This is a genomic window from Mesorhizobium sp. M2A.F.Ca.ET.067.02.1.1 (genome assembly GCF_004023285.1).
GTDB lineage: Bacteria > Pseudomonadota > Alphaproteobacteria > Rhizobiales > Rhizobiaceae > Mesorhizobium.
Genome location: NZ_RZSB01000022.1, coordinates 1 through 23,642, shown reverse-complemented (window position 1 = coordinate 23,642; position 23,642 = coordinate 1). Strand labels below are relative to the sequence as shown.

At 63.6% G+C, this 23,642-nt stretch carries 25 protein-coding genes, 1 tRNA gene and 1 pseudogene; 8 read left to right on the top strand and 19 right to left on the bottom strand.

Going from position 1 to position 23,642, the window contains the following annotated elements; translation table 11 throughout:
* Positions 1 to 417, top strand: a pseudogene (locus EOA28_RS04385) (ROK family protein); the annotation flags it as partial.
* Positions 418 to 579: 162 nt separating this feature from the next.
* Here EOA28_RS04385 and phoB read toward each other — a convergent pair.
* The 7 genes from phoB to EOA28_RS04350 all read right to left on the bottom strand — a co-directional run bounded on the left by phoB (position 580) and on the right by EOA28_RS04350 (position 10,025).
* Positions 580 to 1,269, bottom strand: a complete 690-nt coding sequence (gene phoB, locus EOA28_RS04380; RefSeq protein WP_010911896.1) for a phosphate regulon transcriptional regulator PhoB — start codon at positions 1,267 to 1,269, stop codon at positions 580 to 582.
* 17 nt (positions 1,270 to 1,286) lie between these two features.
* Positions 1,287 to 1,994, bottom strand: a complete 708-nt coding sequence (phoU, locus tag EOA28_RS04375; RefSeq protein ID WP_042641610.1) for a phosphate signaling complex protein PhoU — start codon at positions 1,992 to 1,994, stop codon at positions 1,287 to 1,289.
* Positions 1,995 to 2,014: 20 nt separating this feature from the next.
* Positions 2,015 to 2,818, bottom strand: coding sequence for a phosphate ABC transporter ATP-binding protein PstB (gene pstB, locus EOA28_RS04370; RefSeq protein ID WP_112129583.1), 804 nt, complete (start codon positions 2,816 to 2,818; stop codon positions 2,015 to 2,017).
* Positions 2,815 to 3,666 carry a phosphate ABC transporter permease PstA gene (gene pstA / locus EOA28_RS04365; protein ID WP_127386020.1) on the bottom strand — a complete coding sequence of 284 codons (852 nt, stop codon included), beginning with the start codon at positions 3,664 to 3,666 and terminating at the stop codon, positions 2,815 to 2,817. The genes pstB and pstA overlap by 4 nt, the downstream gene beginning before the upstream one ends.
* Before the next feature lie 3 nt (positions 3,667 to 3,669).
* Positions 3,670 to 4,656, bottom strand: a complete 987-nt coding sequence (gene pstC, locus EOA28_RS04360; protein WP_127250499.1) for a phosphate ABC transporter permease subunit PstC — start codon at positions 4,654 to 4,656, stop codon at positions 3,670 to 3,672.
* Positions 4,657 to 4,720: 64 nt separating this feature from the next.
* Positions 4,721 to 5,779 carry a phosphate ABC transporter substrate-binding protein PstS gene (pstS, locus tag EOA28_RS04355; protein WP_042641603.1) on the bottom strand — a complete coding sequence of 353 codons (1,059 nt, stop codon included), beginning with the start codon at positions 5,777 to 5,779 and terminating at the stop codon, positions 4,721 to 4,723.
* Between the two features lie 490 nt (positions 5,780 to 6,269).
* Entirely contained in the window at positions 6,270 to 10,025 is a 3,756-nt protein-coding gene (locus EOA28_RS04350; RefSeq protein WP_128314614.1) for a PAS-domain containing protein, read from the bottom strand.
* Between EOA28_RS04350 and EOA28_RS04345 the strand changes: the two genes are divergently transcribed.
* Together EOA28_RS04345 and EOA28_RS04340 are read left to right on the top strand one after the other, a co-directional pair.
* Positions 10,024 to 10,590, top strand: coding sequence for a hypothetical protein (locus EOA28_RS04345; protein WP_128298063.1), 567 nt, complete (start codon positions 10,024 to 10,026; stop codon positions 10,588 to 10,590). The two genes, EOA28_RS04350 and EOA28_RS04345, sit on opposite strands and share 2 nt — an antisense overlap.
* A gap of 261 nt (positions 10,591 to 10,851) precedes the next feature.
* Complete coding sequence (locus EOA28_RS04340; protein ID WP_127250500.1) at positions 10,852 to 11,085, top strand: hypothetical protein; 234 nt, start codon at positions 10,852 to 10,854, stop codon at positions 11,083 to 11,085.
* Positions 11,086 to 11,102: 17 nt separating this feature from the next.
* Here EOA28_RS04340 and EOA28_RS04335 read toward each other — a convergent pair whose 3' ends face one another.
* The 5 genes from EOA28_RS04335 to EOA28_RS04315 form a co-directional block, all read right to left on the bottom strand.
* The gene (locus EOA28_RS04335) at positions 11,103 to 11,447 is read right to left on the bottom strand and encodes a hypothetical protein (protein ID WP_245463453.1); all 345 of its coding nucleotides are present in this window, start codon (positions 11,445 to 11,447) and stop codon (positions 11,103 to 11,105) included.
* Between the two features lie 281 nt (positions 11,448 to 11,728).
* Positions 11,729 to 12,601 carry a glutathione S-transferase family protein gene (locus EOA28_RS04330; protein WP_127250503.1) on the bottom strand — a complete coding sequence of 291 codons (873 nt, stop codon included), beginning with the start codon at positions 12,599 to 12,601 and terminating at the stop codon, positions 11,729 to 11,731.
* Positions 12,602 to 12,624: 23 nt separating this feature from the next.
* A complete protein-coding gene (locus EOA28_RS04325; RefSeq protein WP_127250505.1) occupies positions 12,625 to 13,206 on the bottom strand; it encodes a VOC family protein in 582 nt (193 codons plus the stop codon).
* Between the two features lie 238 nt (positions 13,207 to 13,444).
* Complete coding sequence (locus tag EOA28_RS04320) at positions 13,445 to 13,924, bottom strand: hypothetical protein (RefSeq protein WP_128314613.1); 480 nt, start codon at positions 13,922 to 13,924, stop codon at positions 13,445 to 13,447.
* On the bottom strand, positions 13,921 to 14,985 hold the full coding sequence (locus EOA28_RS04315; protein ID WP_128314612.1) for a winged helix-turn-helix domain-containing protein: 1,065 nt from the start codon (positions 14,983 to 14,985) through the stop codon (positions 13,921 to 13,923). The genes EOA28_RS04320 and EOA28_RS04315 overlap by 4 nt, the downstream gene beginning before the upstream one ends.
* A 643-nt stretch (positions 14,986 to 15,628) precedes the next feature.
* On the opposite strand from EOA28_RS04315, the gene EOA28_RS04310 reads away from it, so the two are divergent.
* Positions 15,629 to 15,883 (top strand): hypothetical protein, encoded by a 255-nt coding sequence (locus tag EOA28_RS04310; protein ID WP_127250510.1) that lies wholly within the window; start codon positions 15,629 to 15,631, stop codon positions 15,881 to 15,883.
* A 43-nt stretch (positions 15,884 to 15,926) separates the two neighbouring features.
* Here the strand turns inward: EOA28_RS04310 and EOA28_RS04305 are convergent.
* From EOA28_RS04305 to EOA28_RS04295, 3 genes are all read right to left on the bottom strand, one after another.
* A tRNA-Glu gene (locus tag EOA28_RS04305) sits at positions 15,927 to 16,001 on the bottom strand.
* 85 nt (positions 16,002 to 16,086) lie between these two features.
* On the bottom strand, positions 16,087 to 16,500 hold the full coding sequence (locus tag EOA28_RS04300) for a VOC family protein (RefSeq protein WP_127250512.1): 414 nt from the start codon (positions 16,498 to 16,500) through the stop codon (positions 16,087 to 16,089).
* The gene (locus tag EOA28_RS04295) at positions 16,497 to 16,880 is read right to left on the bottom strand and encodes a fimbrial protein (protein ID WP_126080837.1); all 384 of its coding nucleotides are present in this window, start codon (positions 16,878 to 16,880) and stop codon (positions 16,497 to 16,499) included. Before EOA28_RS04295 ends, EOA28_RS04300 begins: the two co-directional genes overlap by 4 nt.
* Positions 16,881 to 16,906: 26 nt before the next feature.
* Between EOA28_RS04295 and EOA28_RS04290 the strand changes: the two genes are divergently transcribed.
* Together EOA28_RS04290 and rpoH are read left to right on the top strand one after the other, a co-directional pair.
* Complete coding sequence (locus EOA28_RS04290) at positions 16,907 to 17,971, top strand: RluA family pseudouridine synthase (protein WP_127250513.1); 1,065 nt, start codon at positions 16,907 to 16,909, stop codon at positions 17,969 to 17,971.
* A 213-nt stretch (positions 17,972 to 18,184) separates the two neighbouring features.
* Positions 18,185 to 19,096, top strand: coding sequence for an RNA polymerase sigma factor RpoH (rpoH, locus tag EOA28_RS04285; protein WP_126064089.1), 912 nt, complete (start codon positions 18,185 to 18,187; stop codon positions 19,094 to 19,096).
* A 3-nt stretch (positions 19,097 to 19,099) separates the two neighbouring features.
* Here rpoH and EOA28_RS04280 read toward each other — a convergent pair whose 3' ends face one another.
* The 4 genes from EOA28_RS04280 to EOA28_RS04265 form a co-directional block, all read right to left on the bottom strand.
* The gene (locus tag EOA28_RS04280; protein WP_127250515.1) at positions 19,100 to 19,309 is read right to left on the bottom strand and encodes a hypothetical protein; all 210 of its coding nucleotides are present in this window, start codon (positions 19,307 to 19,309) and stop codon (positions 19,100 to 19,102) included.
* 45 nt (positions 19,310 to 19,354) lie between these two features.
* Complete coding sequence (locus tag EOA28_RS04275; RefSeq protein ID WP_128314611.1) at positions 19,355 to 20,014, bottom strand: peroxiredoxin; 660 nt, start codon at positions 20,012 to 20,014, stop codon at positions 19,355 to 19,357.
* Positions 20,015 to 20,205: 191 nt separating this feature from the next.
* Complete coding sequence (locus tag EOA28_RS04270) at positions 20,206 to 20,571, bottom strand: cell division protein ZapA (protein ID WP_042641578.1); 366 nt, start codon at positions 20,569 to 20,571, stop codon at positions 20,206 to 20,208.
* Positions 20,572 to 20,575: 4 nt separating this feature from the next.
* The gene (locus EOA28_RS04265) at positions 20,576 to 20,848 is read right to left on the bottom strand and encodes a DUF4164 domain-containing protein (RefSeq protein WP_023763725.1); all 273 of its coding nucleotides are present in this window, start codon (positions 20,846 to 20,848) and stop codon (positions 20,576 to 20,578) included.
* A gap of 262 nt (positions 20,849 to 21,110) precedes the next feature.
* Here EOA28_RS04265 and tkt point away from each other — a divergent pair, with 262 nt between their 5' ends.
* Complete coding sequence (gene tkt, locus EOA28_RS04260; protein ID WP_127250516.1) at positions 21,111 to 23,099, top strand: transketolase; 1,989 nt, start codon at positions 21,111 to 21,113, stop codon at positions 23,097 to 23,099.
* Positions 23,100 to 23,254: 155 nt separating this feature from the next.
* Positions 23,255 to 23,642, top strand: a 388-nt coding sequence (locus EOA28_RS04255) for a glyceraldehyde 3-phosphate dehydrogenase NAD-binding domain-containing protein (RefSeq protein WP_245501469.1), incomplete at its 3' end; no start/stop codon positions are given.

Below are 23,642 nucleotides of genomic sequence, written 5' to 3'. Positions count from 1 at the left end.
ATCTGGCGCAGCGCCATGGGGATAAGCGAGGACGCCGCACCGACCGATGTCGGTGACGCCGACATGCGCGCGCTGGCCGCAAAGGCCCGACAGGCGGACGGCCCCGAACGGGAAGCCTATCGTCGGGCCGGCGAGGCGCTGGGCTTCGGTCTTGGCAGCCTGTTCGCCCTCATCGACCCGGCGCCGGTCGCCATGGTCGGCGTCAGCGCGGCCGCCTTCGACCTGATCGAGCCGGCGCTGAGGGAGGCGATCGCCCAGACCGCCGGCGGCCAGCACTCGAGCTCGATCTCCTTCGACACCGAGCCGAACGAGCTGCCGCTGATCCGCGAAGGCTGCGCCACCCGCGCGCTGACCTTCGTCGACCAGGAGATTTTCGCGCCGGGTGTCCAGGCAAGAGCGGGCAAGCACGTCGCATAAGCCGCAAGCTCAAGCGCCGGGATATGCTGAGATTCCGGTCAGGCCGAGTCGAAAATGGTGGATTCCGAGAACCGGAGCGGAGCGTACTTTTTGGTACGTGAGTACCGGAAGCGCAGGAAGCCGCCATTCGCAGGCCGGCCTCACCTGAATATCAGCATATCCCTAGTCTTCCCGGATTGCATAACCCGCCCCGCGGATGGTGCGGATGACGTCGGGCATGCGGCCGTTGTTGACGGCCTTGCGCAGGCGGCCGACATGCACGTCCACGGTGCGCTCGTCGATATAGATCGTCTCGCCCCAGACATTGTCGAGCAGCTGGCTGCGCGAGAACACGCGGCCGGGATGCCGCATCATGAATTCGAGCAGGCGGAACTCGGTCGGGCCGAGCCTGATCTCGCTCTTCTTGCGATAGACGCGGTGCGATTCGCGGTCGAGCACGATGTCGCCGACCTTGAGCACGCTGGACAGCACCTCGGGCTTGGCGCGGCGCAGCAGCGCCTTGACGCGCGCCATGAACTCCGGCGTCGAGAACGGCTTGACCAGATAGTCGTCGGCGCCGGTGGACAAACCTCGAACCCGATCGCTTTCTTCACCGCGCGCGGTCAGCATGATGATCGGCAGCCGCTCGGTCTCGGGCCGCATCCTGAGACGCCGGCAGAGCTCGATGCCGGAGACCGCCGGCACCATCCAGTCGAGCACGAGCAGGTCGGGAACATTTTCCTGAAGGCGGATTTCGGCCTCGTCGCCGCGGGTCACCACTTCCACCTGGTAACCCTCGGATTCGAGGTTGTAGCGGAGCAGCACCCCCAGCGGCTCCTCGTCCTCCACCACCATGATGCGTGGCGCGATCATCGGGGTAACCTTTTCCGTCAGGCGGCCGGCGCCGACATTGCCGTCTCGTCCTGCTTGGGACGGTTGGCGGGCAATTGCGTGCCGGTCAGCACATAATAGGCGTTCTCGGCGATGTTGGTCACATGGTCACCGATGCGCTCGAGGTTCTTGGCGCAGAACAGAAGATGCGTGCAAGCGGTGATGTTGCGTGGATCTTCCATCATGTAGGTCAACAGCTCGCGGAAGACGGAGGTGTATTTGACGTCGATGCGTTCGTCGTCGTTGCGAAGCTTGGCCAGCGCCGTGGCATCACCCACCGTATATTCCTGAATCACGCCCTGGACCTGGATCAGCACCAGTTGCGCCATGGAATCGATCGAATGCGTGAGGTCGCGCGGGGCAGTGCTGACGCCGACTGACCCGACGCGCTTGGCGATGTTCTTGGCGAGATCGCCGATGCGTTCGAGGTCGCCCGCCATGCGTATCGAGCCGACCACGTGGCGAAGATCGTCCGCCATCGGCTGGCGCTTGGCGATCAGCGTGATGGCGCGGTCGTCAAGCTCGCGCTGACGCGCGTCCATGATGGCATCGTCGGAGACGACGCGCTGCGCCAGCGCATTGTCGCTTTCGAGCAGGGCCCTGGTCGAGCCGCCGACCATGGAGCCGGCGAGATCGCCCATGTCGTTGATGAGCCGGCTGATCTGCCTCAGATCCTCGTCGAACGAGGCGACGGTATGTTCGGCCATGAGGTTGTCCTCGTATGAGCTCAGCCGAAGCGGCCGGTGATGTAGTCCTGGGTGCGCTTCTCGCGGGGCGAGGTGAATATCTTCTCGGTCCGGTCGAATTCCACCAGCTCGCCCAGATACATGAACGCCGTCTGCCGCGACACGCGCGCCGCCTGCTGCATGTTGTGGGTGACGATGACGATCGTGTAGTCGGCCTGCAATTCGTCGATCAGCTCCTCGATCTTGGCGGTCGAGAGCGGATCGAGCGCCGAGGCCGGTTCGTCGAGCAGGATGACCTCCGGCTTCACCGCGACGGTGCGGGCGATGCAAAGGCGCTGCTGCTGGCCGCCCGAGAGGCTCTGGCCGCTGGCGTTGAGCTTGTCCTTGACCTCGTTCCACAGCGCCGCGCGCTTCAGCGCCGACTCGACGCGGCTGTCCATCTCGGCCTTGCTGATCTTCTCATAGAGCCTGACGCCGAAGGCGATGTTCTCGTAGATCGACATCGGGAACGGCGTCGGCTTCTGGAACACCATGCCGATCTTGGTCCTGAGCAGGTTGAGGTCCTGCGAGCGATCGAGGATGTTCTTGCCGTCGAGCAGCACCTGGCCCTCGGCGCTCTGCTTCGGATAAAGCTCGTAGATGCGGTTCAAGACGCGCAGCAGCGTCGACTTCCCGCAGCCCGACGGCCCGATGAAGGCGGTCACGCTGCGCTCGGGCAGCGACAGGTTGATGTCCTTCAGCGCCTTCGACTGGCCATAGTAGAAGTTGAGGTTCTTGACCTCGATCTTGGCCTTCTCGACGGTCGTGTCGGCTACGTTCAGGTCGGTGGACAACATCGGTTTCATCTGTCCTCTCTGCGTCCGGTTAGGCTGCGGGCGATGATGCTCAGCCCGAGAACCGTCAAGGTGATTATGAGTGCGCCCGTCCAGGCCAGCTGCTGCCATTCCTCGTAAGGGCTGAGAGCGAACTGGAAGATGGTCACCGGCAGGCTGGCCATCGGGGCATTGAGATTGCTCGACCAGAACTGGTTGTTGAGCGCGGTGAAGAGCAGCGGCGCCGTCTCGCCGGAGATGCGGGCGATCGCCAGCAATATGCCGGTCACGATGCCGGACAGCGCCGCGCGGTAGGCGACGGAGCGGATCACCACCCAGCGCGGCGCGCCGATGGCGGTGCCTGCCTCGCGCAGCGCGTTGGGCACGAGGTTCAGCATGTCCTCGGTGGTGCGCACCACGACGGGGATCACCAGGATGGACAGCGCGACGGCGCCGGCGATGGCCGAGAAGTGCCCCATCGGCCGCACCATCAGCTCATAGACGAACAGGCCGACGATGATCGAAGGGGCCGACAACAGGATGTCGTTGATGAAGCGCACCACCGTGGTCAGCTTCGAGAAGCGGCCGTACTCGGCCATGTAGGTGCCGGCCAGCACGCCGATCGGCGTGCCGACGACGATGCCGATGATCGTCATCACGATGCTGCCGTAGATGGCGTTGAGCAGGCCGCCGGCATCGCCGGGCGGTGGCGTCATTTCCGTGAACACGGCAAGGTTCACCCCCGAAAGGCCCTTGTAGAGCAGAGCGCCAAGGATCAGCGCCAGCCAGGCCAGCCCGATGCCGGCGGCTATGACGCACAGCGCCATCATCACGGCATTCTTGCGCTTGCGGCTCTGGTGAAGCGATTGGGCAGTCGCCATCGGTCAGGCTCCCGTGCGGCTATCGATGCGCAGCAGCATGTAGCGTGCGAGCGCCAGGATGATGAAGGTTATGATGAACAGGATCAGGCCGAGAGCCACCAGCGAGGAGGTGTAGATCGCGCCATCGGCCTCGGTGAACTCGTTGGCGATCGTCGCCGAGATCGTCGTGCCCGGCGCGAACAGCGAGGCGCTGATGCGATGCGCGTTGCCGATGACGAAGGTGACGGCCATCGTCTCGCCGAGCGCGCGGCCGAGGCCGAGCATGACGCCGCCCATGATGCCGACGCGGGTGTAGGGAATGGTCACGCGCCGCGTCACCTCCCAGGTCGTGCAGCCGATGCCGTATGCCGATTCCTTCAACACCGCCGGCACCGTGTCGAACACGTCCTTGGTGATCGAGGTGATGAAGGGCAGCACCATGATGGCCAGGATCAGCGAGGAGGTCAGCAGGCCGATGCCGTAGGGCGGGCCGGCAAACAGGCTGTTGAGGCCGGGGACGCCTTTGAAGAGCCAGATGATGAAGGGCTGGATCGTCGTCTGCAGGAACGGCGCGAAGACGAACAGGCCCCAGATGCCGTAGATGATCGAGGGGATGCCGGCCAGAAGCTCGACGGCGATGCCGATAGGGCGCCGCAGCGGACGCGGGCAGAGCTCGGTCAGGAAGACGCCGATGCCGATGCCGATCGGCACGGCGATGATGATGGCGATGGCCGAGGTGACGATGGTGCCGTAGATGGGCGCCAGCGCGCCGAAATTCTCGGTGACCGGGTTCCAGGATTCGGTCGAAAGGAAGGATATGCCGAATTTCGACAGCGCTTCCCACGATCCGGCGATCAGCGAGATGGCGACCCCGCCGAGCAGAACCAGCACGAGGATGGCGGAAGCGCGCGTGGCCGCCCGGAAGACCATGTCGGTGAAGGCAAAGCGGCGCACTGTCGCTTCCCTGGTCCGCATGGCGGACGATGTCGCGGCTTCGGAAACGGCACTCATCTAGCCCCTCGCATTTCGAAAGAGACGGGAGGGCGCCGGAAGCGCCCTCCCTTGTTCGTCAGAATTACATGCCGGAATAGAGCGGCTTGCCATTCGCGTCGACGATGTCCTTGCCCCACATTTCCTCGACGCTCTTCACGACCGCGTCGGGCATCGGAACATAGTCCAGGCTGGCGGCCAGCTCGTCGCCCTTGGCGTAGGACCAGGCGAAGAACTTGAGCGCCTCGCCGGTGGCGGCGGCATCGTCGGGCTTCTTGTAGACGAGGATCCAGGTGGCGGACGTCATCGGCCAGGTTTCGGCGCCGGCCTGGTTGGCCAGGATGACGCCGTAGCCCGGCTGCGAGTTCCAGTCGGCATTGGCAGCGGCGGCCGAGAAGGCGGCGGCGGTCGGCTCGACCTTCTTGCCGTCCTTGTTGATCAGGTCGGTGTAGGTCAGCTTGTTCTGCTTGGCATAGGCATATTCGACATAGCCGATCGCGCCGCCGGTCTGCGAGACGTTGTTGGCGACGCCCTCATTGCCCTTGGCGCCGATGCCCACCGGCCACTCGAGCGCGGTGTTGACGCCGACTTTCGACTTCCAGTCGGCGCTGACGTCGGCCAGATAGTAGCTGAAGTTGAAGGTGGTGCCCGAGCCGTCCGAACGGTGCACGACCGCGATCGCCTGGTCGGGCAGCTTAACGTCCGGGTTGAGCTTCTTGATCGCTTCGTCGTTCCAGTTGGTGATCTTGCCGGAGAAGATGTCGGCCAGCGTCGGGCCGTCGAGCACCAGCTCGCCCGGCTTGACGCCTTCGAGGTTGACGACCGGAACGATGCCGCCCATCACCATCGGGAACTGCGCGAGCCCGGTGGAGTTGAGATCCTCGCCCTTCAGCGGCGCGTCGGAAGCGCCGAAGGTCACCGTCTTGGCCTTGATCTGCTTGATGCCGCCGCCGGAGCCGATCGACTGGTAGTTGAGACCGATGCCGGTCTCCTTCTTGTAGGCGTCGGCCCACTTCGCATAGATCGGATAGGGGAAGGTGGCGCCGGCGCCGGAGATATCGGCTGCCATCGCGGCGGAGATGCTAAGGGTTGATGCCGCAGCCATTGCAATCGCAACGGCCGCAGAGCGGATGAAATGTCTCATGTGGCCTGCTCCTGTTCGGAAGATGGTCTTTCGGCACCCGTTCTATCGGCGCCCGGTGAGCGCAATAGACTTCGATTATTACAGTCGCATGACAGTTTCGTGTCAGCCCGGTAACGCCTGAACGGGGATGCTCGGAAGGGCTTCCGGCGGTCTCTGCGGGCCGGCCGGAGTTTGCCGCGGGAATCAGCGACTTGTCTGACTTTTGAATCAAAAATTATCCCGGCGGCCGGATCGCGGCCGCCGGGAAATAAAATCCGGACGAGAGCGCGTTGCCTGCATGCCAGAGCGGATCATGGCGTGGCCATCGCCGAAAACAGGTCCGTTGGGGTAGAGTCGACGCTGTTTCTTGTTGGCGGTCGCTGCTCCCGCCCGTAACCGAAGAGCGGAATCAATGCTACGATTGTCAGAGCTTGGCGTTGGCTTTGATATGGTGCGATCGCACCATACGCATACGTCAACGCCTTGCGCCCGCCTGCCGGCTAAATTCGCTTTAACCCGCGCTGCGCCGGGTCTCGATATCCGAACCCAGCCAGCGCTCGAGCTTTTCGAGCAGCGCCCGCGGGCTGATCGGCTTCGGCAGGTAATCGTCCATGCCGGCCTCGAGGCAGCGTTCGCGGTCGCCCTTCAGCGCATGCGCCGTGACGCCCACGATCGGCACATGCGTGCCCATGTCCTGCTCGAGCTTGCGAATGGCGCCTGTTGCTTCCAGCCCGTTCATTTCCGGCATCGACACGTCCATCAGGATCATGCGCGGATTGAGCTTGCCGAAAGCATCGAGCGCCGTGCGGCCGTTGCCGACGATCTCGAAGCGGTAGCCGGTCTCGCCAAGGATCTGGGTGAACACCATCTGGTTCACCTCATTGTCCTCGGCGACGAGGATGTCGAGCCCGCGCTCGGCTTCGGCCGGTCGTTGGCGCGCTCGCACGGGCGGCGGCTGCAGCATGGCGCGGTCCGACGTCGCCGTCTGCGCCGGCGCGGCTTGCGATAGGCTGCCGCCAACGGCGGGTTGCGCCGCGGCGCTGCTGTGGCGATGACGCTGGATGGTCGCGACCAGCGTTTCCAGAAGGACGGAGGAGCGCGCCGGCTTGATAAGCTGCGCATCGATGCCGAGGTCGCGATACGCAGTGTTGGCAAGTGACTGGTCGACCGAGGTCAGCATGATGATGGGCGTATGCGCCAGGCCCGCCGTGTTGCGCACGATGCGCGCCATCTCGGCGCCGGTCATGCCCGGCATCTGGTAGTCGAGCACGACGCAGTCGACCGGCACGCCATAGGCAGCGGCTGCAATCAGCACCTTAAGCCCTTCGGCGCCGCTTTCGGCAGCGCAGGCATCGAACGTCCACGACGCCATCTGCTCGCTCAGGATCGAGCGGTTGACCGCGTTGTCGTCGACGATGAGCACGCGCGCGCCGGTGACGTCGACCGGTGTGATGCGCTGCCCGCCCTGCTCGGCCCGGGGCAGCGTGACCGTGAACCAGAAGGTCGAGCCCTTGCCCTCGGCGCTGTCGACGCCGATCTCGCCGCCCATCATCGAGACCAGCCGCGAGGTGATGGCGAGGCCGAGGCCGGTGCCTTCGTGCCGCCTGGTCGAGGAGGTATCGACCTGGCTGAACTTCTCGAACACCAGCTTCATCTTGTCCTCGGGAATGCCGATGCCGGTATCCGTCACGGAAATGGTGAGCTTCGTTCCCGCGGGAACCCGCTCGCCCGTCACATCGACCAACACATGGCCCTCGTCGGTGAACTTCACCGCGTTGCCGAGCAGGTTGGTGACGATCTGCCTGACGCGGCCGACATCGCCGACGAACTGGCCGTCGAGCCCCGGCTGGACGCGCACGATGAGCTCGAGGTCCTTCTCCTTGGCGCGCGTCGAGACCAGCGTCGCCACATCCTCGATCGCCTCGGCAAGATTGAATGGCGCCGGGTCGAGCACCAGCTGGCCGGCGTCGATCTTGGAGAAGTCGAGGATGTCGTTGATGATGGTGAGCAGCGCGTTGCCGGATTTGACGATGATGTCGGTGAACGTCTTCTGCTTCGGATCGAGGTCCGACTTTGCCAAAAGCTCTGCCATTCCAAGGACCCCGTTCATCGGCGTGCGGATCTCGTGGCTCATATTGGCGAGGAATTCCGACTTGGCCCGGTCGGCGAGCACGGCGCGCCGCTGTGCTTCGCTGAGCTCGGCCTCGCGCTGCTTGAGCTCGGTGATGTCGGTGGTGGAGCCGATGAGATAGAGCGAGCCGTCGGAGGCGATCATCGCGCCCTTGCGCGCGAACTGGTGCCTGACGCTGCCGTCCGGCAGCACCACCGTCTCTTCGATCTCCTGAGTTTCGCCGGTGCGCAGCACGGCAAGGTCGCCGGCGACGAAGGCTTCGCCGTCGGCGCCGAATATCTCGACGTCGGTCTTGCCGATCGCCTCTTCCTTGCTGAAGCCGGTGAGATCGCACCAGCCCTTGTTGACATAGAATTGCCTGAGGTCCGAACGCTTGGCGTAGATCGACACCGGCACATTGTCGATCAGGCTGCGGAACACCTCGTTCTCGCTCATGCTCTGCCGAAGCGCCTGCTCGCGCGCCTTGACGTCGGTGATGTCGGTGCTGGAACCGACCAGATGCACCGACCCGTCAATGGCCACCAGCCGGCTCTTGCGCGTCATCAGCTGCCGCACGGTGCCGTCGCGATGGGTGACAGCCTCCTCGACCTCGCGCCCCGCGCCAGTTGCCACGACTTCGGTATCGTCATTGCTGAAGCCGTCCGCCTCTTCCGACGCGAAAAGCTCGCGATCCGTCTTGCCGAGCACCTCGTCCTTGGCGAATCCGGTCAGCGCGCACCAGGCCTTGTTGACGAATTCCATGCTGAGATCGTCGGCCTTGATGAAGGCCGCCACCGGCAGCTCATCCATCACGTGCCGGTAGAGGTCGATCTGGCGCATGGAGTCGCGCAGCGCCTTTTCGCGGACCCTGATGTCGGTGATATCGACACGCACGCCGATGAACGTCCCGTCATCGGTGCGCATGTCATAGACCTGGTACCAGCGCCCGTCGGCGTTGAGGCGCTCGTAGGCGGAATTTGGCAAACGGTACCGCCTGAGCATGGCGTCGAGCCAGCGCTCGGTGTCGACGCCGTACAGACCGTCGATTTCAGTGTCGCCGCTCGAGCGGAAATAGCCGACCGAATGGCCGAGAGACAATGCCTCGCGGAATGTGCGGCCCGGCTGCCAGGCCGGCTTCAGCGCCGGCAGCGTGTCCTGCAGCTTGCGGTTGGCGAAGACGAAGCGGTCGTCGCGGTCGTAGATGATGACGCCCGCCGGCAGCGACTCCAGGACGGTGGTGAGGTTCCTGCGCGCGTCCTCGGCCTCGGTCTCGCGCTGCTTCATGTCGGTGATGTCGACATAGGAGATCAGCCGCTTGCCGCCCGGAAGCGGCGCCAGCGAGGCGATCAGCGTACGGCCGTCGCTGCGCGGCAAATGCCTGGAGCCTGCGGCGCCGGCCCGGATTTCGGATTCCCGCTCGGCCACATGGCTTTGCCAGTTCCGCTCCTCGCCGCCGAACGGATCGGCGGCACGAGTGGCTTCCATTAGGTCGCGAAAAGAGATGCCGGCTGGAGCGCGCCGCGGATCGACCTCCCAGAAGTCGTAGAAGGCCCGGTTGATCACCTCGACCTGCAATTCGGCATCGACAACGATGACGCCGATCGGCATCGAATCGACCATCAGGCTGAGATTGCTGAACGTCTCGGCCGTCCTGGCATTGGCTCTTTCGATCTCGGCGTCTCGGCGCTTGACCTCGGTGACATCATAGTAGGTCAACAGGCGCTTGCCGCCGGACAACGCCGTCACCGAGAATATCATCGTGCGGCCGTCGGCATGGACGAACTCGCGCGGCGCGACGGAACCGGCACGAATTTCCGCGATTCGGCTGGCAAGGTAGCGCTGCCACTCCTGTTCGTCGATCTCGCCATAGATGCCGTTGCGGCGATTGAGATCCATGAGGCGGCTGAATGGCGCGCCGATGGTCACCACCCCGTCGGGGATCCTGGAAAACTCCCGGTAGGCTTTGTTGATGATCAGCGTGTCGAGCCGGGCGTCCAGAAGCACGACGCCCATGCGCATGGCGTCCATCGTTCGTTCGAGATCGGCAAGATGCTGCTCGCCGCCCTCGTCGGCGGGCGTGTCGTCGTCATGCGCAACCGTTGCGTCGAGGGGGTCGCGCATGCCGCCAGTCCCACTCGTCTTGTCCACGTCCGCCATGCTGTTGCCACCCCAACCGAACCCCCCTTCGCGGTTCGTCGCGGAAATGTGCCTGACAAGCATTAACGATCCGCTAACCATAATGGATCGCAACCACCTGCCGTTCGATGCCGTTGAGAAAACCAGCATCATGGCACCGGTTGCGGTAATCCGACTGTTGGCGATTGAGGCGACGACACACTATAAAGCACCTGAGGTGTTGCTAATGTTCAATCGAATCGCCGCTTTCGTCCTGTGCCCGGCGCTGCTTGCAGCGGGCGCCTGCACGCGAAGCGACGACGGCACGGTGATCGTTCCAAGCCGGATGGATGTCAGGCGTGTCTGGGACGAGGCGCCGCCGGGAACGACCGCCTCGCGGCAGATCGTGTCGGATGTGTTTCCGCCGCCGCCGAGCGCGCCGGCAAGCCTGCCGGCGAGCCCGACCGTCCGGCGCCATTCCAGGCCCGCTTCGACGAAACCGTCCTTCGGGCGGGATCTGCCCGACCCGACATCCGGCGAGCAGAGCCCCCTCACCTGCAGGAATGTCGGCGAAGACGGCAAGCGCTATCGCGTCATCTGCGAATAACCTTCAATCCGTGGGCCCAGTGCCGGCCGGACAGCGTCGAACAACAGCCGGCGTAAAAAACCGAGCCGCCGTCGCGATCACCGATTGCTGGTGAAACCTTTGACCGGTGGTGGACGTTTCCCGGCACTAAAGCATGTCTCCCGAAAGTGGGAACCGGTTTCGGGATAAAGACATGCGTAAAATAGAGACCCAAAGCGCATGAGCGAATCGGAAGGATCGCGACGCGCTTTGGTGATCCGCGCTGCACCCAGGAGACTGAAGATGTCCATTCACTTCACCGTCTCTGGCCTGACCAGGAACCTGATCCATTCGCTTGGGTTGGATCATGAGCAGGCGCCGAGGCCCCTTACCCCGGAGCAGAACCTTCTGCTGGATTGTTATCTGGCCGGGCAGATCCCGGACTCGGCCTGGAGCGACTATGTCTTCGAGATGCCGGAGTTGGAAAAACATGCCCAACTCAGGCGCGCCAGGTCAGGCGCGGGCGGCCTGACCTGAAACGGTGAGCCTGCCGCTCATTTCTTCGGTGAGTTGAACTGCAGCGTGAAGACGTTGCCGGGAATGCCTTGCGCCAGCGCCGGCGAAAGGCTGAGCGGCAGGCAGTCATTCAGCGCCTTTATCGCCGCATCGACATAGGCCTTGCGCGCCTTGTCGTCGCCGCCGACATGGATGGCGGTTGTGTTAGGCGGCCCGATCAGCGTGCCGTCGCGCTTGAAGCTGAAGCTGAGCGTGACCGAGGAATTGTCGGAGTTGGCCGGCGGCGTCCAGCAGGCGAGCAGGGCGGCGCCGACCTCGTTCATGCCGTTGAGCGGTGCGGTGGCGGCCGCTGGAAAGGGCACAACCGACAGCGCCCCCGACATCATCAGAAATCTTGCCGTGTTCGTCGCAGGTCCTCGTCGCCGTCGCTCTGCCCCGGACGGTATCGTACGATCCGTGACGAGGATGACAATAGGCTTTCAGTCCACCCGTCGGGGTGCAATCATACTGTCGTGATTTCGGCGATGGCAGCGAAAAAGCAAAAGGCCGGCACTGAGCCGACCTTTCCCTTGCCTCGTCATGGCGCCAGTACATCCGTGGTCGCAGCGAGGTCTCAACCCAGTAGACAGGTCTTAGGTAAACGAAACCTTAACGCCGGGGACCGCTACGCCCTGGCCTGCGATTTCACATGCGCGATGTAGCCGCGCACGTCGCCGGCCGGCTCGGCATAAGCCTTGCCGAGCTTCTTCTCCAGGGCCGCCATGTACTCCTTCGCCCATTTGGGCAGCGCATAGTCGACGACCGCCAGGAATTCGAGCGTTGCCCCCAGCCTTATGTCGGCGATCGAGGGGTTGTTGCCGCCGATGAACGGTTTGCCGTTGCGGAAGAAAGAGTGAAACACCTCGAGCGGCTCGGCGATCGCGGCCATCGCCGCCTTCTGCGCTTCCGATTTTTTGTCGGGATGGGCGTCGCTGTGGCCGACCTCGCCGGCATATTGCGGGAAGCCGAGCGCCGGATAGGTGGCGCGCGCGACATAGGGATAAAGCGTTCCGATCAGATAGAACATGGCGCTGTCGATCATTGCCCGCTTGGCCGGCGCCTTCGGATAGAACTTCTCCAGCCCGTGCTTGTTGGCGAGATACTGCATGATGGCGCAGCTTTCCCACAGCACCCCGCGCGGCAGGCCCTTGTCCTCGATCATCGGCGTCAGATGCGCCGGATTGCGCGCCAGGAACTCAGGCGAGCGCGTATGGCCCCAGGCATCGGTCTCGGCGGGATCGAGCCCTGCCGCGCGCACGAACACCCTGACCGTCAGGTTGTTGACGCTCGGCCTCAGCATGCTGAGTTTTATGCCGGGCTTCTTGGCCGGTTTGGCCTTGGCTTTAGGTGCGGCTTTTGCCGTCGCTTTAGGCGCGGACTTAGTTGTCGCCTTGGGCGCGGCCTTTGCCGTCGCAGCTTTTGCCGCCGCCTTCGCGGTCGGCTTTGCCGCGGCCTTGGCCGCGGGTTTCTTCACGCTCTTCGCTGCAGCCTTTGCCATCTGTTCCTCCCCTTATGGCTTGCTCAATATGGATTCTTCGCCGTCCGCTCGTCCGACAGGGTTTCGCGCGACCGCTCGACCAGCGCCTGAATGGCGTCGGCCAGATGGAGTTCGGCGATATTGTAGTCGCCGCGTGCCACGCGGATCTTGTGCGCCTCCATCAGCACGTCTGCATGGGTGAAGCCGGCCGGCGGCTCGAAACGGTAGGAAGCAAGCTCGATCAGCAGCCCCAGCGGGTCCTCGAAATAGATCGAATCCATGAAACCGCGGTCCTTGACGCCGCTGTGCTTGATGCCGCGCTCGTCGAGTCGCGCAACCGCCTGCAGGAAGGTGACCCGCGACACCGCGAAGGCGATGTGATGGACGCAACCGATATCGGTCGGCGTCCGCCGCTTGACCGGGATGCGGCTCTCGTCAGTGAAGACCGTGATCAGGCGACCGTCGCCCGGATCGAAATAGAGATGGCTCTCGCTCGCCTTGTCGAGATTGGGCTGCTCGAAGATGAAGGGCATGCCGAGCACCCCTTCCCAGAAGTCGATCGAGGTCTGGCGTCCGGCGCCGACCAGCGTGATGTGATGAACGCCTTGCGACTGCAGCTTCCGCATTGGTTCCTCCCCGCGTTCCGCTCGCCTCTTCCGCCGGGCAAGTTCGAAACGTATCCCCTGGTGCCTTCCGCCAGGAAGCATGATGCAATGCTAATTCAATCCGCGACACCACGCCAGATGGGACATGTGCCGCTAGATCTGAACCTGGACCGAGAGACCTTGTATGACTGGGGAATAAACCCCTATTCCCGCCGTGACAGTTGCGCCTCGCGAGGCAAGGCTCCTCGAAACGCGTACATCATTCGAGGCCGGCGGTCCGCAGCCCCTCGATATAGGCGGCGCGATCCTGTTCCCTGACCATCGGGTAATATTTCTCCACCCATTGGACCGACAGCGTTGGATGGAGTCGCTTCGCCTCTGAAAGGGCATGCGTCGCCTCATCGAGATCCCCTGCCATTCCTGCCGCGGCGGCCAGCGTACGCCACGCAGCGCCAAAATGTGGCCGAAGCTGCACTGCTCGGTGCTCGAAACTCGCTGCGTCGACGTATCGTTGGGCAACGAAGTGACACATCCCGGTCACGGTCAATACTCCCGGCTGCTGCGTGGAATCGCGCGGACTAAGTCGCTCGGCGATCGCGAGATGGTGCAGGCCGTCCTCCGGCATTCCTCCAAAGCCGTACGCGGCGCCCAGAATGACATGAGCGATGGCCAGATTTGGATTGAGCGTGATCGCATCGGTTAGTGCGGTGACGGCCGCCTGCGTTCGGCGTGCCATCATGTGCACGTAACCGGCAGCGAAATGCGTCCAAGGATCGTCAGCATCATGCGCAATGGCTCGCTGAGCCATCTCATTCGCCTTCGGAAGAACCTCGGCCGGCTGCGCCAATCCGAGCAGCACCCGGGAAGCCATCGTCCAGGCGAACAGGCTATTGGCACGCGGGTAGTCCGGTCAGCGTCTAGAGCCCTGCGTAGCAGTTGCTCGGCGACCGCGAGCTCGCTTTCCGAGCTCCAGCTCCATATGTGAGGCATCGCCTTCATTACGAAGCCCCAGGCGTCCAGGCTGGCGGGAGGCCGGCTGATGTAACGCTGATGCTCTGCCGCATAGAGTTTAGGTTCGACGGCACCGATGACGCTATCGGCGATCTGATCCTGTAGCGTGAAGAAATCAGCCAGTTGGACGTCGTATCGCTCTGTCCATACTTGGCGCCCACTGGAGGTGTCACTCGCCTCGGCGCTGATCCTGAGCCGCTGACCCGAGCGGCGGACACTGCCGCCCAGCACGTAGCGGACTCCGAGTTCACGCCCGACCTGTTTCACGTCGATGGCTTTGTTCCTGTAGCTGAAGGACGAGTTGCGGGCGCAGACGAACAGCCACCGCAGCCGCGCCAGCCGCACGATGATATCTTCAGCGAGACCGTCGGCAAAATATTGCTGCTCGGCATCGTCGCTCAGGTTGACGAAAGGGAGCACGGCAATCGAAGGCTCAGGCTCCGCAGAATTTCGCGCGACTGCTGCCTCGTCGAGCCTCTCGATCGCGCCGGTGAAACGGTAACCAACCCGCGGAACGGTTGCGATCCACTCTGTTCCGTCTGCCATGGAGCCGAGAAGGCGCCGAAGGGACGCGACCTGGACCGAGAGATTGCTTTCCTCGACTGCGGTCCCCGGCCAAGCGGCGTCCAGTAGTTCGGACTTGGTCAGGACCTCACCGGCGTTCCTTGCCATCGCCGATAGGAGCAGCAGCCCCCGGTAGCTGATCGCGACAGGCAGGCCCTGCCTCAGAAGCGTTCCCGCCTCGGGGCTGAGCACAAAAGGACCAAATGCGAGCCGCTGCTCCGGCATTGCGAGACATTATGTGTTTTCGGCGATTTTCGGAACTGTTCGGCCGCGCTTCGATACGTTTTGCAGGCGGCCCGACATCTTGGCTCCAGCTCAGCCACAGGAGAGCGTGCAATGCCTGGGAGCCGCGATTACCCGACGATAACAACTGAAGCCCCAACTATACGGCCGGCTCAAAGCCCTCCCGGACGTGTGGAGGAGTTCCGTGCCGCGCTCGATCGCTACATGGCCTTCTATGCCGAACAACAAAGACACTATACAGAGTCCGTCGAGCGGTCTGGCGAACCCGCAGGCTCGTGGCTGCGCATGCGGAAACGTTCAAAGTCCTGGTGGGACCTTTCGCCGGTGAAATAATCATCGTCTGCGCGATCATAGTGTCGGATGTGACGCGCCTGCAGGTGGTGACGCGTATGGTCGAGCTCGTTCCCGACTTCGAGAGGCGATTTCCGGCAGGCCGTACAACGCTCTCATGAACAAGATCGATCTCGCCGAAGCTGCCGGCACGCCGGGATCGTGGAAGCCTTTGGGGAGCTAGCCGAACTATCCGCCGCCGGCAACTATAGCTGGGGCTCCAATCACGGGCTGCGTTTTAAGACAGCGGTTTCCCTTACGGAACTCTTTGCCCGCAGTGACCGTTTAGCGGTTGATGGCACTGGCTGACGACATCCAAATGGCGGAACGGCACGTTCTGCAAGCGGAGCGGCACATCAGGTGCCAGCGGGCGCGCATCGCCGCGCTGAAGCGCCGCCGGTTGCCGCGGGGCAACGCATCCAACTTTCTGCAATTGCTTGAGGATGCGCAATCGATGCACCTCCAGCACCTGTCGAGGTTGTTGGAACAGGCATCACGCGAAAGAACCAAGGCCGGTTTCGCTGCCGCCGTCGCCCTTGCTGCGGAGTGATCCGCCTGCTGGAGTCTTTTCGAACGTCGGGTTTTCGGAAGCTTGGTACGCCCAAGGGGAATCGACCCCCTGTTCCCGCCGTGAGAGGGCGGTGTCCTGACCGCTAGACGATGGGCGCGCTCAAGAACCGGCTACATAGGCTGGCGGCCGGGAAAAAGCAACTGGGGTTTCTGACGCCTGAACCACTTTACGGATTGGCTGTGTCAGGACTGCCGTTTCGGCTCGATCAGGTCCCAGAGATTGCCATGAAGATCGGAGAACACCGCCACCGTGCCATAGGCTTCGTGGCGCGGCGCCTCGCGGAACTCGACGTCTTTCGCCAGCATCGCCTGGTGGTCGCGGGAAAAATCGTCGGTCTCGAGAAAGAGAAAAACCCGGCCGCCGGTCTGGTTGCCGATGCGGCTGGCCTGCTCCTCGCCGGAAGCTTCAGCCAGGAGCAGCCGCGCGCCCTGGCCCTTGGCCGGCGCGACGGTGACCCAGCGCTTGCCGCCGCCAAGGTCGACATCCTCGATGAGCACGAAGCCGAGCCGCTCGACATACCAGCGAACCGCCTCGTCGTAATTGCCGACGACGAGCGCGACGGTCGCAACGCTGCGGCGTTCGGCAAAGCCGCTCATTTGTTGCGAATCGCGAACTGGCCGATGATGCGGCGCTCGGCGATGTCGTAGACGAAGATCGACCGGCTGCCGTCGGCAAGCTCGGTGTCGATCGACAGGCGGTTGCCGGAGAGCGACTGGCTGACCACCTTGGCGCCGACGGGAAGCACGATGTCGCCGGAGAGCGACGCGCCGGCCGGAACCTGGACATCGCCGGCAGGCGCTGATCCGGCCACCGGTGCGTTGCGGGCTTTGTAGACAAGCGCGCCGATCACCACCATAAGGGCGAGGAACAGAAGGCCGAGATTGACGATCATGAAGCGGACGAGCTTGCGGCGCACATTCTCGGCCGCGGGGTCGAGCGGCTTTTCCTCATCTTCTTCGGCGACCGGCCGGGCCATGGCTAAACAATCCGCAACGGGTTTCGATGAGCGCTCATAACGAAGAGACCCCGATATTGATAGAGGACGAATCGGCGGACGAGGAATCCGGCGAAGCCGTCGCGCTGGAGGCCGGCGCCGACGCCGCCGGGCAGCGCCTCGACCAGTGGCTCGCCGCCAGGCTCGGGCCGGAGCTTTCGCGCAGCCGCGTGCAGGCGCTGATCAAACAGGGGGCCGTCTCCATCGCCGGCAAGCCGGTGCTGGAAACCAAGCGCAAGCTGATCGCCGGTGAGCGGATCGAGATTCTGGTGCCCGCGCCCGAGCCGGCCGAACCGCAAGGCGAGGACATTCCCCTCGACATCCTCTACGAGGACGACGAGCTGATCGTGATCAACAAGCCGGCGGGGCTGGTCGTGCATCCCGGCGCCGGCAACTGGACCGGCACGCTGGTCAATGCGCTGATCCATCATTGCGGCGACAGCCTGTCCGGCATCGGCGGCGTCAAACGGCCTGGTATCGTCCACCGGTTGGACAGGGAAACCAGCGGCGTCATGGTGGTGGCCAAGACCGACCGGGCGCATAAGGCCCTGTCGGAAGCCTTTGCCGATCACGGCCGCACCGGCGATCTCGAACGCGCCTATCTGGCGCTGGTCTGGGGCATTCCGCAGCGGCCGACCGGCACGATCGACGCCCATCTCGGCCGAGCCGCCGACCGCGTCCGCCGTGCCGTCGTTCCCGAGGGCCGCGACGATGCCCGCCATGCCGTCACTCATTTCAGCGTCGTCGAGCGCTTCGGCGAAGGACAGCAGGCTTTCGCCACCGCGAGCCTCGTCGAATGCCGGCTGGAGACCGGCCGCACCCACCAGATCCGCGTCCACATGGCCCATATCGGCCATCCGGTTGTCGGCGATCCGGACTACGGCCAGGCGTTCCGCACCAAAGCCAACCGGCTGCCGGAACCCTTGAAAACCAAGGTCAAAGCCTTTCCACGGCAGGCCCTGCATGCCTGGCTCCTTGAATTCGAGCACCCGACCACCCATCTAACGATGAGGTTCGAAGCGCCGATACCGGGAGACATGGAGGAACTCGTCGTCGACTTCCGAAAACTTTGAACCGACCCGCCAACAAGCTGCAAACCAGCCATCAAAAAACCTGACCGGCGTTGTTCACTTCAACGTGACAGACTGTTTAGCGTTGAACAAATGCCTGTCTTTTCTGGTTTTGTTCCTATATACAGAAGTTGTCGCGGATGAGCCTTTGGCATCCGTGACGTGTGCCCGCCGCGTTTCGGGGGCATCCACTCCAAAGAGAGAGGGGGCGCTATCATGGCCCAATCATTACCCAGTATTGTTTCCGGTGAAGGCGGTCTCGCCCGTTACCTGGAAGAAATCCGCCGCTTTCCGATGCTTCAGCCGCAGGAAGAGTACATGCTCGCGAAACGCTACGCCGAGCATCAGGACACCACGGCTGCGCACAAGCTCGTCACCAGCCATTTGCGGCTCGTCGCCAAGATTGCCATGGGCTATCGCGGCTACGGCCTGCCGATCGGCGAGGTGATCTCGGAAGGCAATGTCGGCCTCATGCAGGCCGTTAAGAAATTCGAACCGGAGCGTGGTTTCCGGCTCGCCACCTATGCCATGTGGTGGATCAAGGCCTCGATCCAGGAATACATCCTGCGCTCGTGGAGCCTGGTCAAGATGGGCACCACCGCCAACCAGAAGCGTCTGTTCTTCAACCTGCGCAAGGTGAAGGGCAAGATCCAGGCGCTCGATGATGGCGACCTGAAGCCCGACCAGATTGCCGAGATCGCCACCCGCCTCAACGTTTCCGAGGCGGAAGTGGTGTCGATGAACCGCCGCCTGTCGGGCGACGCTTCGCTCAACGCCCCGATCCGGGCGAGCGAGGGCGAGTCCGGCGAATGGCAGGACTGGCTGGTCGACGACCACGAAAGCCAGGAAGAGATGCTGATCGAGCAGGACGAGCTGGAAAGCCGGCGCGCCATGCTGTCGGGCGCTCTGTCGGTGCTCAACGACCGCGAGCGGCGCATCTTCGAGGCGCGCCGCCTTGCCGAAGAGCCGCTGACCCTGGAAGAGCTCTCGGCCGAGTTCGACATCAGCCGCGAGCGCGTGCGCCAGATCGAGGTGCGCGCCTTCGAGAAGGTGCAGGACGCGGTCAAGGCCGCCGCCAAGCGTCAGATGCAGGCGCTACGCACCATCGAAGCGCAGCCGGCGGCTTAAAGCTCAAGGCACGAAATGAAAAAGGCGGCGCTTCGGCGCTGCCTTTTTTTGTTTGGCGAAAGCGGGGAACCAGCCCTTTCTCCCCGTCACTATACGGGGAGAAATGTCCGGCAGGACAATGAGGGCCAGCGCCGACGCTGCGACATTGTCGTTCGAGCAGCGGTTGAGTTTGAATATTGGCGCCATCGCCTCGAATGCCGCGCCGCCCCTCATCCGCCCTTCGGGCACCTTCTCCCCGTGAACGGGGAGAAGGAAAAATCATGCCGTCGGCTGCTTGGTCTTCCTGAGATAAGGCAGCACCGTCTCATACGCCCCAAAACGCTTGACCGCATCCTCGTTGGAGACGGCGGCGGTGATGATCACGTCGTCGCCCTGCTTCCAGTTGGCCGGCGTCGCCACCTGGTGCTTGGCGGTCAGCTGGATGGAATCGATGACGCGCAGGATCTCGTCGAAGTTGCGCCCCGTGGTCATCGGATAGGTCAGCACCAGCTTGATCTTCTTGTCGGGGCCGATGACATAGACCGAGCGCACGGTGGCGTTGTCGGCCGGCGTGCGGCCTTCCGAGCTCTCGCCGGCGCCCGCCGGCAGCATTTCATAGAGCTTGGCGGCGTGAAGGTCTTTGTCGCCGATCAGCGGATAGTGCACCGTATGACCGGTGGCGGTCTTAATGTCGGCCTGCCACTTCTCGTGGCTCGACACCGGATCGACCGAGATGCCGATGATCTTGACGTTGCGCTTTTTGAAATCGTCCTCGAGACCCGCCATGGTGCCGAGCTCGGTCGTGCAGACCGGCGTGAAATTCTTCGGATGGCTGAACAGCACCGCCCAGCCGTCGCCGATCCAGTCGTGGAACTTGATGGTGCCCTGCGTGGTCTCGGCCGTGAAATCCGGCGCGACATCGTTGATACGAAGACTCATGACCTGTCCCTACCCTTTTTGAAAACCGTAGCCGGCCTGCGGCTGGCCGTTGCCGGCTGCAAAAGCGTAGCACCATCGCGACGCCGATTAAACGCTCGCGATGATGGTCATGGCCCGCGCGAGGCGAATTTTTTGCGTGACCGCCGGCAATTCGCGGTTGGATTTTCCGTCGGAACGGGTATCAGAGCCGCTCAGGCCTTCTTCACCGCGAGCGTCACCGCGAGATCTTCCATGCGCTGCGCAAGCGCGCCGAGCGCGGTTGTCAGCACGCTGTCGCTCTTGTCGGCCTTGGTCAGCGCCTCGTCGCGCGTCTTGCGCAAGGTCAGCACTTCGCTCTCCATGCCCTTGACGCGCTTGGTAAGCTCCGAGAGTTCGTCCATCACCATGATGCCGGCCATGACGGTAAGCCGCTGGTCGCCGATTTCGCCAAAGGAATCCTTCAGATGCGAGACGTAGCGGTCGAAGCGCTCGGCAAGGTCGATCAGGTGCTCTTCCTGGCCCTCGTCGCAGGCCATGCGATACTGCTTGCCGTCGATGGAAACCGTGACCTGTGCCATTGCCCTACCTGTCCAGAACCGCGCGGATGGTTTCCATGGCGGTCACCAGCCGCCGCGACACTTCCTTGTTGGCGTCTTCCAGACGCTCGGCGCGCGCTTCGGAATTGTCGAGCTCCTGCGCCAGGCGCGAACGGTCGGCGTTCATGCGCTGCACCTCTGCCTCGGCTTCCGAATAATCACGCTCGTGCTCGAGCTTCGCCGCCACGGCGTTTTCCAGCCCTTCCATGGCCTTGCCCAGCCTCGCGATGACTTCCTTGAGGGTCGTTTCCCCGGTCATGGCCTTCGTCCTATGCCCTGCCCATCACCGAATCGCGCGCATTCAGAACGCGTTACCTCGGAAAGATTAGGCGCCGGGTGAAGGGCGCGTCAACAAAGCTCTCGCGACTGTCCCCCGCTATCGCTAATGTAAGGCGCTCGATGCCATCACAAGCCCGGCAAAATCCATCCCGATTTGTTGACTAAAAGGCCGCGCCTGCTATGTGTCGCGGCATCCTTTTCCAAGGGCTCTCCCCAGGCTCCAACCCACTTCCGGAGGAAGCATGACGTCGCGTGAACAACATGATCGGATGGCCAACGCGATCCGTTTCCTTTCCATGGACGCCGTCGAGAAGGCGAACTCCGGTCACCCCGGCCTGCCGATGGGCTGCGCCGACATCGCCACGGTTCTGTTCAGCCGTTTCCTGAAATTCGACGCCAAGGCCCCGCACTGGGCCGACCGCGACCGCTTCATCCTGTCGGCCGGCCACGGCTCGATGCTGCTCTATTCGCTCCTCTACCTCACCGGCTACGAGGACATGACGATTGACCAGATCAAGAACTTCCGCCAGCTCGGCTCCAAGACCGCCGGCCATCCCGAATACGGCCATGCCGCTGGCATCGAGACCACCACCGGTCCGCTCGGCCAGGGCCTTGCCAATTCGGTCGGCTTCGCGCTCGGCGAGCGCATCATGAACGCCGCCTTCGGCAACGACCTCGTCAACCACTACACCTATGTGCTGGCCGGCGACGGCTGCCTGATGGAAGGCGTCTCCCAGGAAGCCATCGCGCTGGCCGGCCATCTGAAGCTCAACAAGCTGATCGTCTTCTGGGACAACAACAACATCTCGATCGACGGCCCGGTCTCACTGGCCGACAACACCGACCAGGTCGCCCGCTTCCAGGCCTCCGGCTGGAACGCCAGCCATATCGACGGCACCGATCCGGAAGCGATCGCCTATGCCATCGAGGCGGCGCGCCATTCCGACAAGCCGACGATGATCGCCTGCAAGACCACCATCGGCTTCGGCGCCCCGACCAAGGCCGGCACCAACAAGGCGCATGGCTCGCCGCTCGGCGCCGAGGAAATCGCCGGCGCCCGCAAATTCTTCAACTGGGAGTCGCCGCCCTTCGAGATTCCGGCCGACATCCTCGACGCCTGGCGCGCCGTCGGCGCCGGCGGCGCCAAGGCGCGCGCCGACTGGGAAGGCCGCCTCGCCAAGGCCGAGCCGAAGCTCAAGGCCGAGTTCGAGCGCCGGATCGCCGGCAAGCTGCCGTCCAACTTCGACGCCGTCATCGCCGACTACAAGAAGAAGCTCTCGGCCGACAAACCGAAGGTCGCCACTCGCAAATCCTCCGAAATGGCGCTGGAAGTCATCAACGGCGCGGTGCCGGAGACTATCGGCGGCTCGGCCGACCTCACCGGCTCCAACAACACCAAGACCAGCCAGACCAAGAACATCACGCCGGACGATTACGGCCAGCGCTATGTCCATTACGGCATCCGCGAGCACGGCATGGCGGCGGCGATCAACGGCCTCACGCTGCATGGCGGCCTGATCGCCTATGGCGGCACGTTCATGTGCTTCTCGGACTATGCCCGTCCTTCGATGCGCCTGGCCTCGCTGATGGGCATCCGCTCCATCTTCGTCATGACGCATGACTCGATCGGCCTCGGCGAGGACGGCCCGACCCACCAGCCGGTCGAGCATCTGGCGGCATTGCGCGCCATCCCGAACCACAATGTCTTCCGTCCGGCCGACGCGGTCGAGACCGCCGAATGTTGGCAAATCGCGATGGAATCCGAAAAGACGCCGTCGACCCTGGCGCTGACCCGCCAGAACCTGCCGACCGTGCGCACCGAGCATTCGGCGAAGAACCTCTCCAGCCAGGGCGCCTATGAGCTCGCCGCGGCAAACGGCGAGGCCGTGGTGACGATCTTCGCCACCGGCTCCGAGGTCGAGATCGCGCTCGGCGCGCGCGACCTGCTCGAAAAGCACGGCCATCCCACCCGCGTCGTCTCGGTGCCCTGTTTCGAGCTGTTCGACCAGCAGAGCGATGACTACCGCAAGGAGACCATCGGCAACGCCAAGGTGAAGGTCGCGATCGAGGCCGGCATCCGCCAGGGCTGGGACCACCTGATCGGCACCGACGGCGTCTTCATCGGCATGCACGGTTTTGGCGCCTCCGGCTCGATCGAGCAACTCTATCCGCATTTCGGCATCACCGCCGAGGCCGCGGCGAAAGCGGTCGAGACTCGTCTGCACGGCTGACCGGCTGCGTCAATTCGCGGGGCCGCAAATAGGCGGCTCCGCCATGCTGGACTAACCTAATCGATTTAAGTTCGACCTTCTGCGGCTGGATTCTTTGGCTCATGGCCGCTATGAAGCAGCGGACCCAATCGCCCCCAGTCCCTAGGGAGAAAACAATGACCGTCAGAGTTGCCATCAACGGATTTGGCCGCATCGGCCGCAACATCCTGCGCGCCATCCATGAATCCGGCCGCAAGGATATCGACGTGGTCGCCGTCAACGACCTCGGCCCGGTCGAGACCAACGCGCATCTGCTTCGCTACGACAGCGTGCATGGCCGCTTCCCGCATGAGGTGACCGTCGACGGCGACCAGATCTCGGTCGGCAAGGAGAAGTTCAAGGTCACCGCGATCAAGGATCCGACCCAGCTGCCGTGGAAGGAACTCGGCGTCGACATCGCGCTCGAATGCACCGGCATCTTCACGGCCCGCGACAAGGCGGCCGCGCACCTCGCCGCCGGCGCCAAGCGCGTCATCGTCTCAGCCCCGGCCGAAGGCGCCGACC

Coding starts and splice junctions, on each gene's coding strand:
- EOA28_RS04325 (WP_127250505.1), bottom strand. CDS start 13,206: ATGCGGAAGCTGCAGTCGCAAGGCGTTCATCACATCACGCTGGTCGGC.
- tkt (WP_127250516.1), top strand. CDS start 21,111: ATGACGTCGCGTGAACAACATGATCGGATGGCCAACGCGATCCGTTTC.
- EOA28_RS04275 (WP_128314611.1), bottom strand. CDS start 20,014: ATGAGTCTTCGTATCAACGATGTCGCGCCGGATTTCACGGCCGAGACC.
- EOA28_RS04270 (WP_042641578.1), bottom strand. CDS start 20,571: ATGGCACAGGTCACGGTTTCCATCGACGGCAAGCAGTATCGCATGGCC.
- pstB (WP_112129583.1), bottom strand. CDS start 2,818: ATGAAACCGATGTTGTCCACCGACCTGAACGTAGCCGACACGACCGTC.
- EOA28_RS04295 (WP_126080837.1), bottom strand. CDS start 16,880: ATGGCCCGGCCGGTCGCCGAAGAAGATGAGGAAAAGCCGCTCGACCCC.
- EOA28_RS04290 (WP_127250513.1), top strand. CDS start 16,907: ATGAGCGCTCATAACGAAGAGACCCCGATATTGATAGAGGACGAATCG.
- EOA28_RS04340 (WP_127250500.1), top strand. CDS start 10,852: ATGTCCATTCACTTCACCGTCTCTGGCCTGACCAGGAACCTGATCCAT.
- pstS (WP_042641603.1), bottom strand. CDS start 5,779: ATGAGACATTTCATCCGCTCTGCGGCCGTTGCGATTGCAATGGCTGCG.
- EOA28_RS04335 (WP_245463453.1), bottom strand. CDS start 11,447: ATGTCGGGGGCGCTGTCGGTTGTGCCCTTTCCAGCGGCCGCCACCGCA.
- phoU (WP_042641610.1), bottom strand. CDS start 1,994: ATGGCCGAACATACCGTCGCCTCGTTCGACGAGGATCTGAGGCAGATC.
- EOA28_RS04315 (WP_128314612.1), bottom strand. CDS start 14,985: ATGCCGGAGCAGCGGCTCGCATTTGGTCCTTTTGTGCTCAGCCCCGAG.
- rpoH (WP_126064089.1), top strand. CDS start 18,185: ATGGCCCAATCATTACCCAGTATTGTTTCCGGTGAAGGCGGTCTCGCC.
- EOA28_RS04345 (WP_128298063.1), top strand. CDS start 10,024: ATGCTGTTGCCACCCCAACCGAACCCCCCTTCGCGGTTCGTCGCGGAA.
- EOA28_RS04310 (WP_127250510.1), top strand. CDS start 15,629: ATGGCACTGGCTGACGACATCCAAATGGCGGAACGGCACGTTCTGCAA.
- EOA28_RS04265 (WP_023763725.1), bottom strand. CDS start 20,848: ATGACCGGGGAAACGACCCTCAAGGAAGTCATCGCGAGGCTGGGCAAG.
- EOA28_RS04300 (WP_127250512.1), bottom strand. CDS start 16,500: ATGAGCGGCTTTGCCGAACGCCGCAGCGTTGCGACCGTCGCGCTCGTC.
- EOA28_RS04320 (WP_128314613.1), bottom strand. CDS start 13,924: ATGATGGCACGCCGAACGCAGGCGGCCGTCACCGCACTAACCGATGCG.
- EOA28_RS04280 (WP_127250515.1), bottom strand. CDS start 19,309: ATGAGGGGCGGCGCGGCATTCGAGGCGATGGCGCCAATATTCAAACTC.
- pstC (WP_127250499.1), bottom strand. CDS start 4,656: ATGAGTGCCGTTTCCGAAGCCGCGACATCGTCCGCCATGCGGACCAGG.
- EOA28_RS04350 (WP_128314614.1), bottom strand. CDS start 10,025: ATGGCGGACGTGGACAAGACGAGTGGGACTGGCGGCATGCGCGACCCC.
- EOA28_RS04330 (WP_127250503.1), bottom strand. CDS start 12,601: ATGGCAAAGGCTGCAGCGAAGAGCGTGAAGAAACCCGCGGCCAAGGCC.
- phoB (WP_010911896.1), bottom strand. CDS start 1,269: ATGATCGCGCCACGCATCATGGTGGTGGAGGACGAGGAGCCGCTGGGG.
- pstA (WP_127386020.1), bottom strand. CDS start 3,666: ATGGCGACTGCCCAATCGCTTCACCAGAGCCGCAAGCGCAAGAATGCC.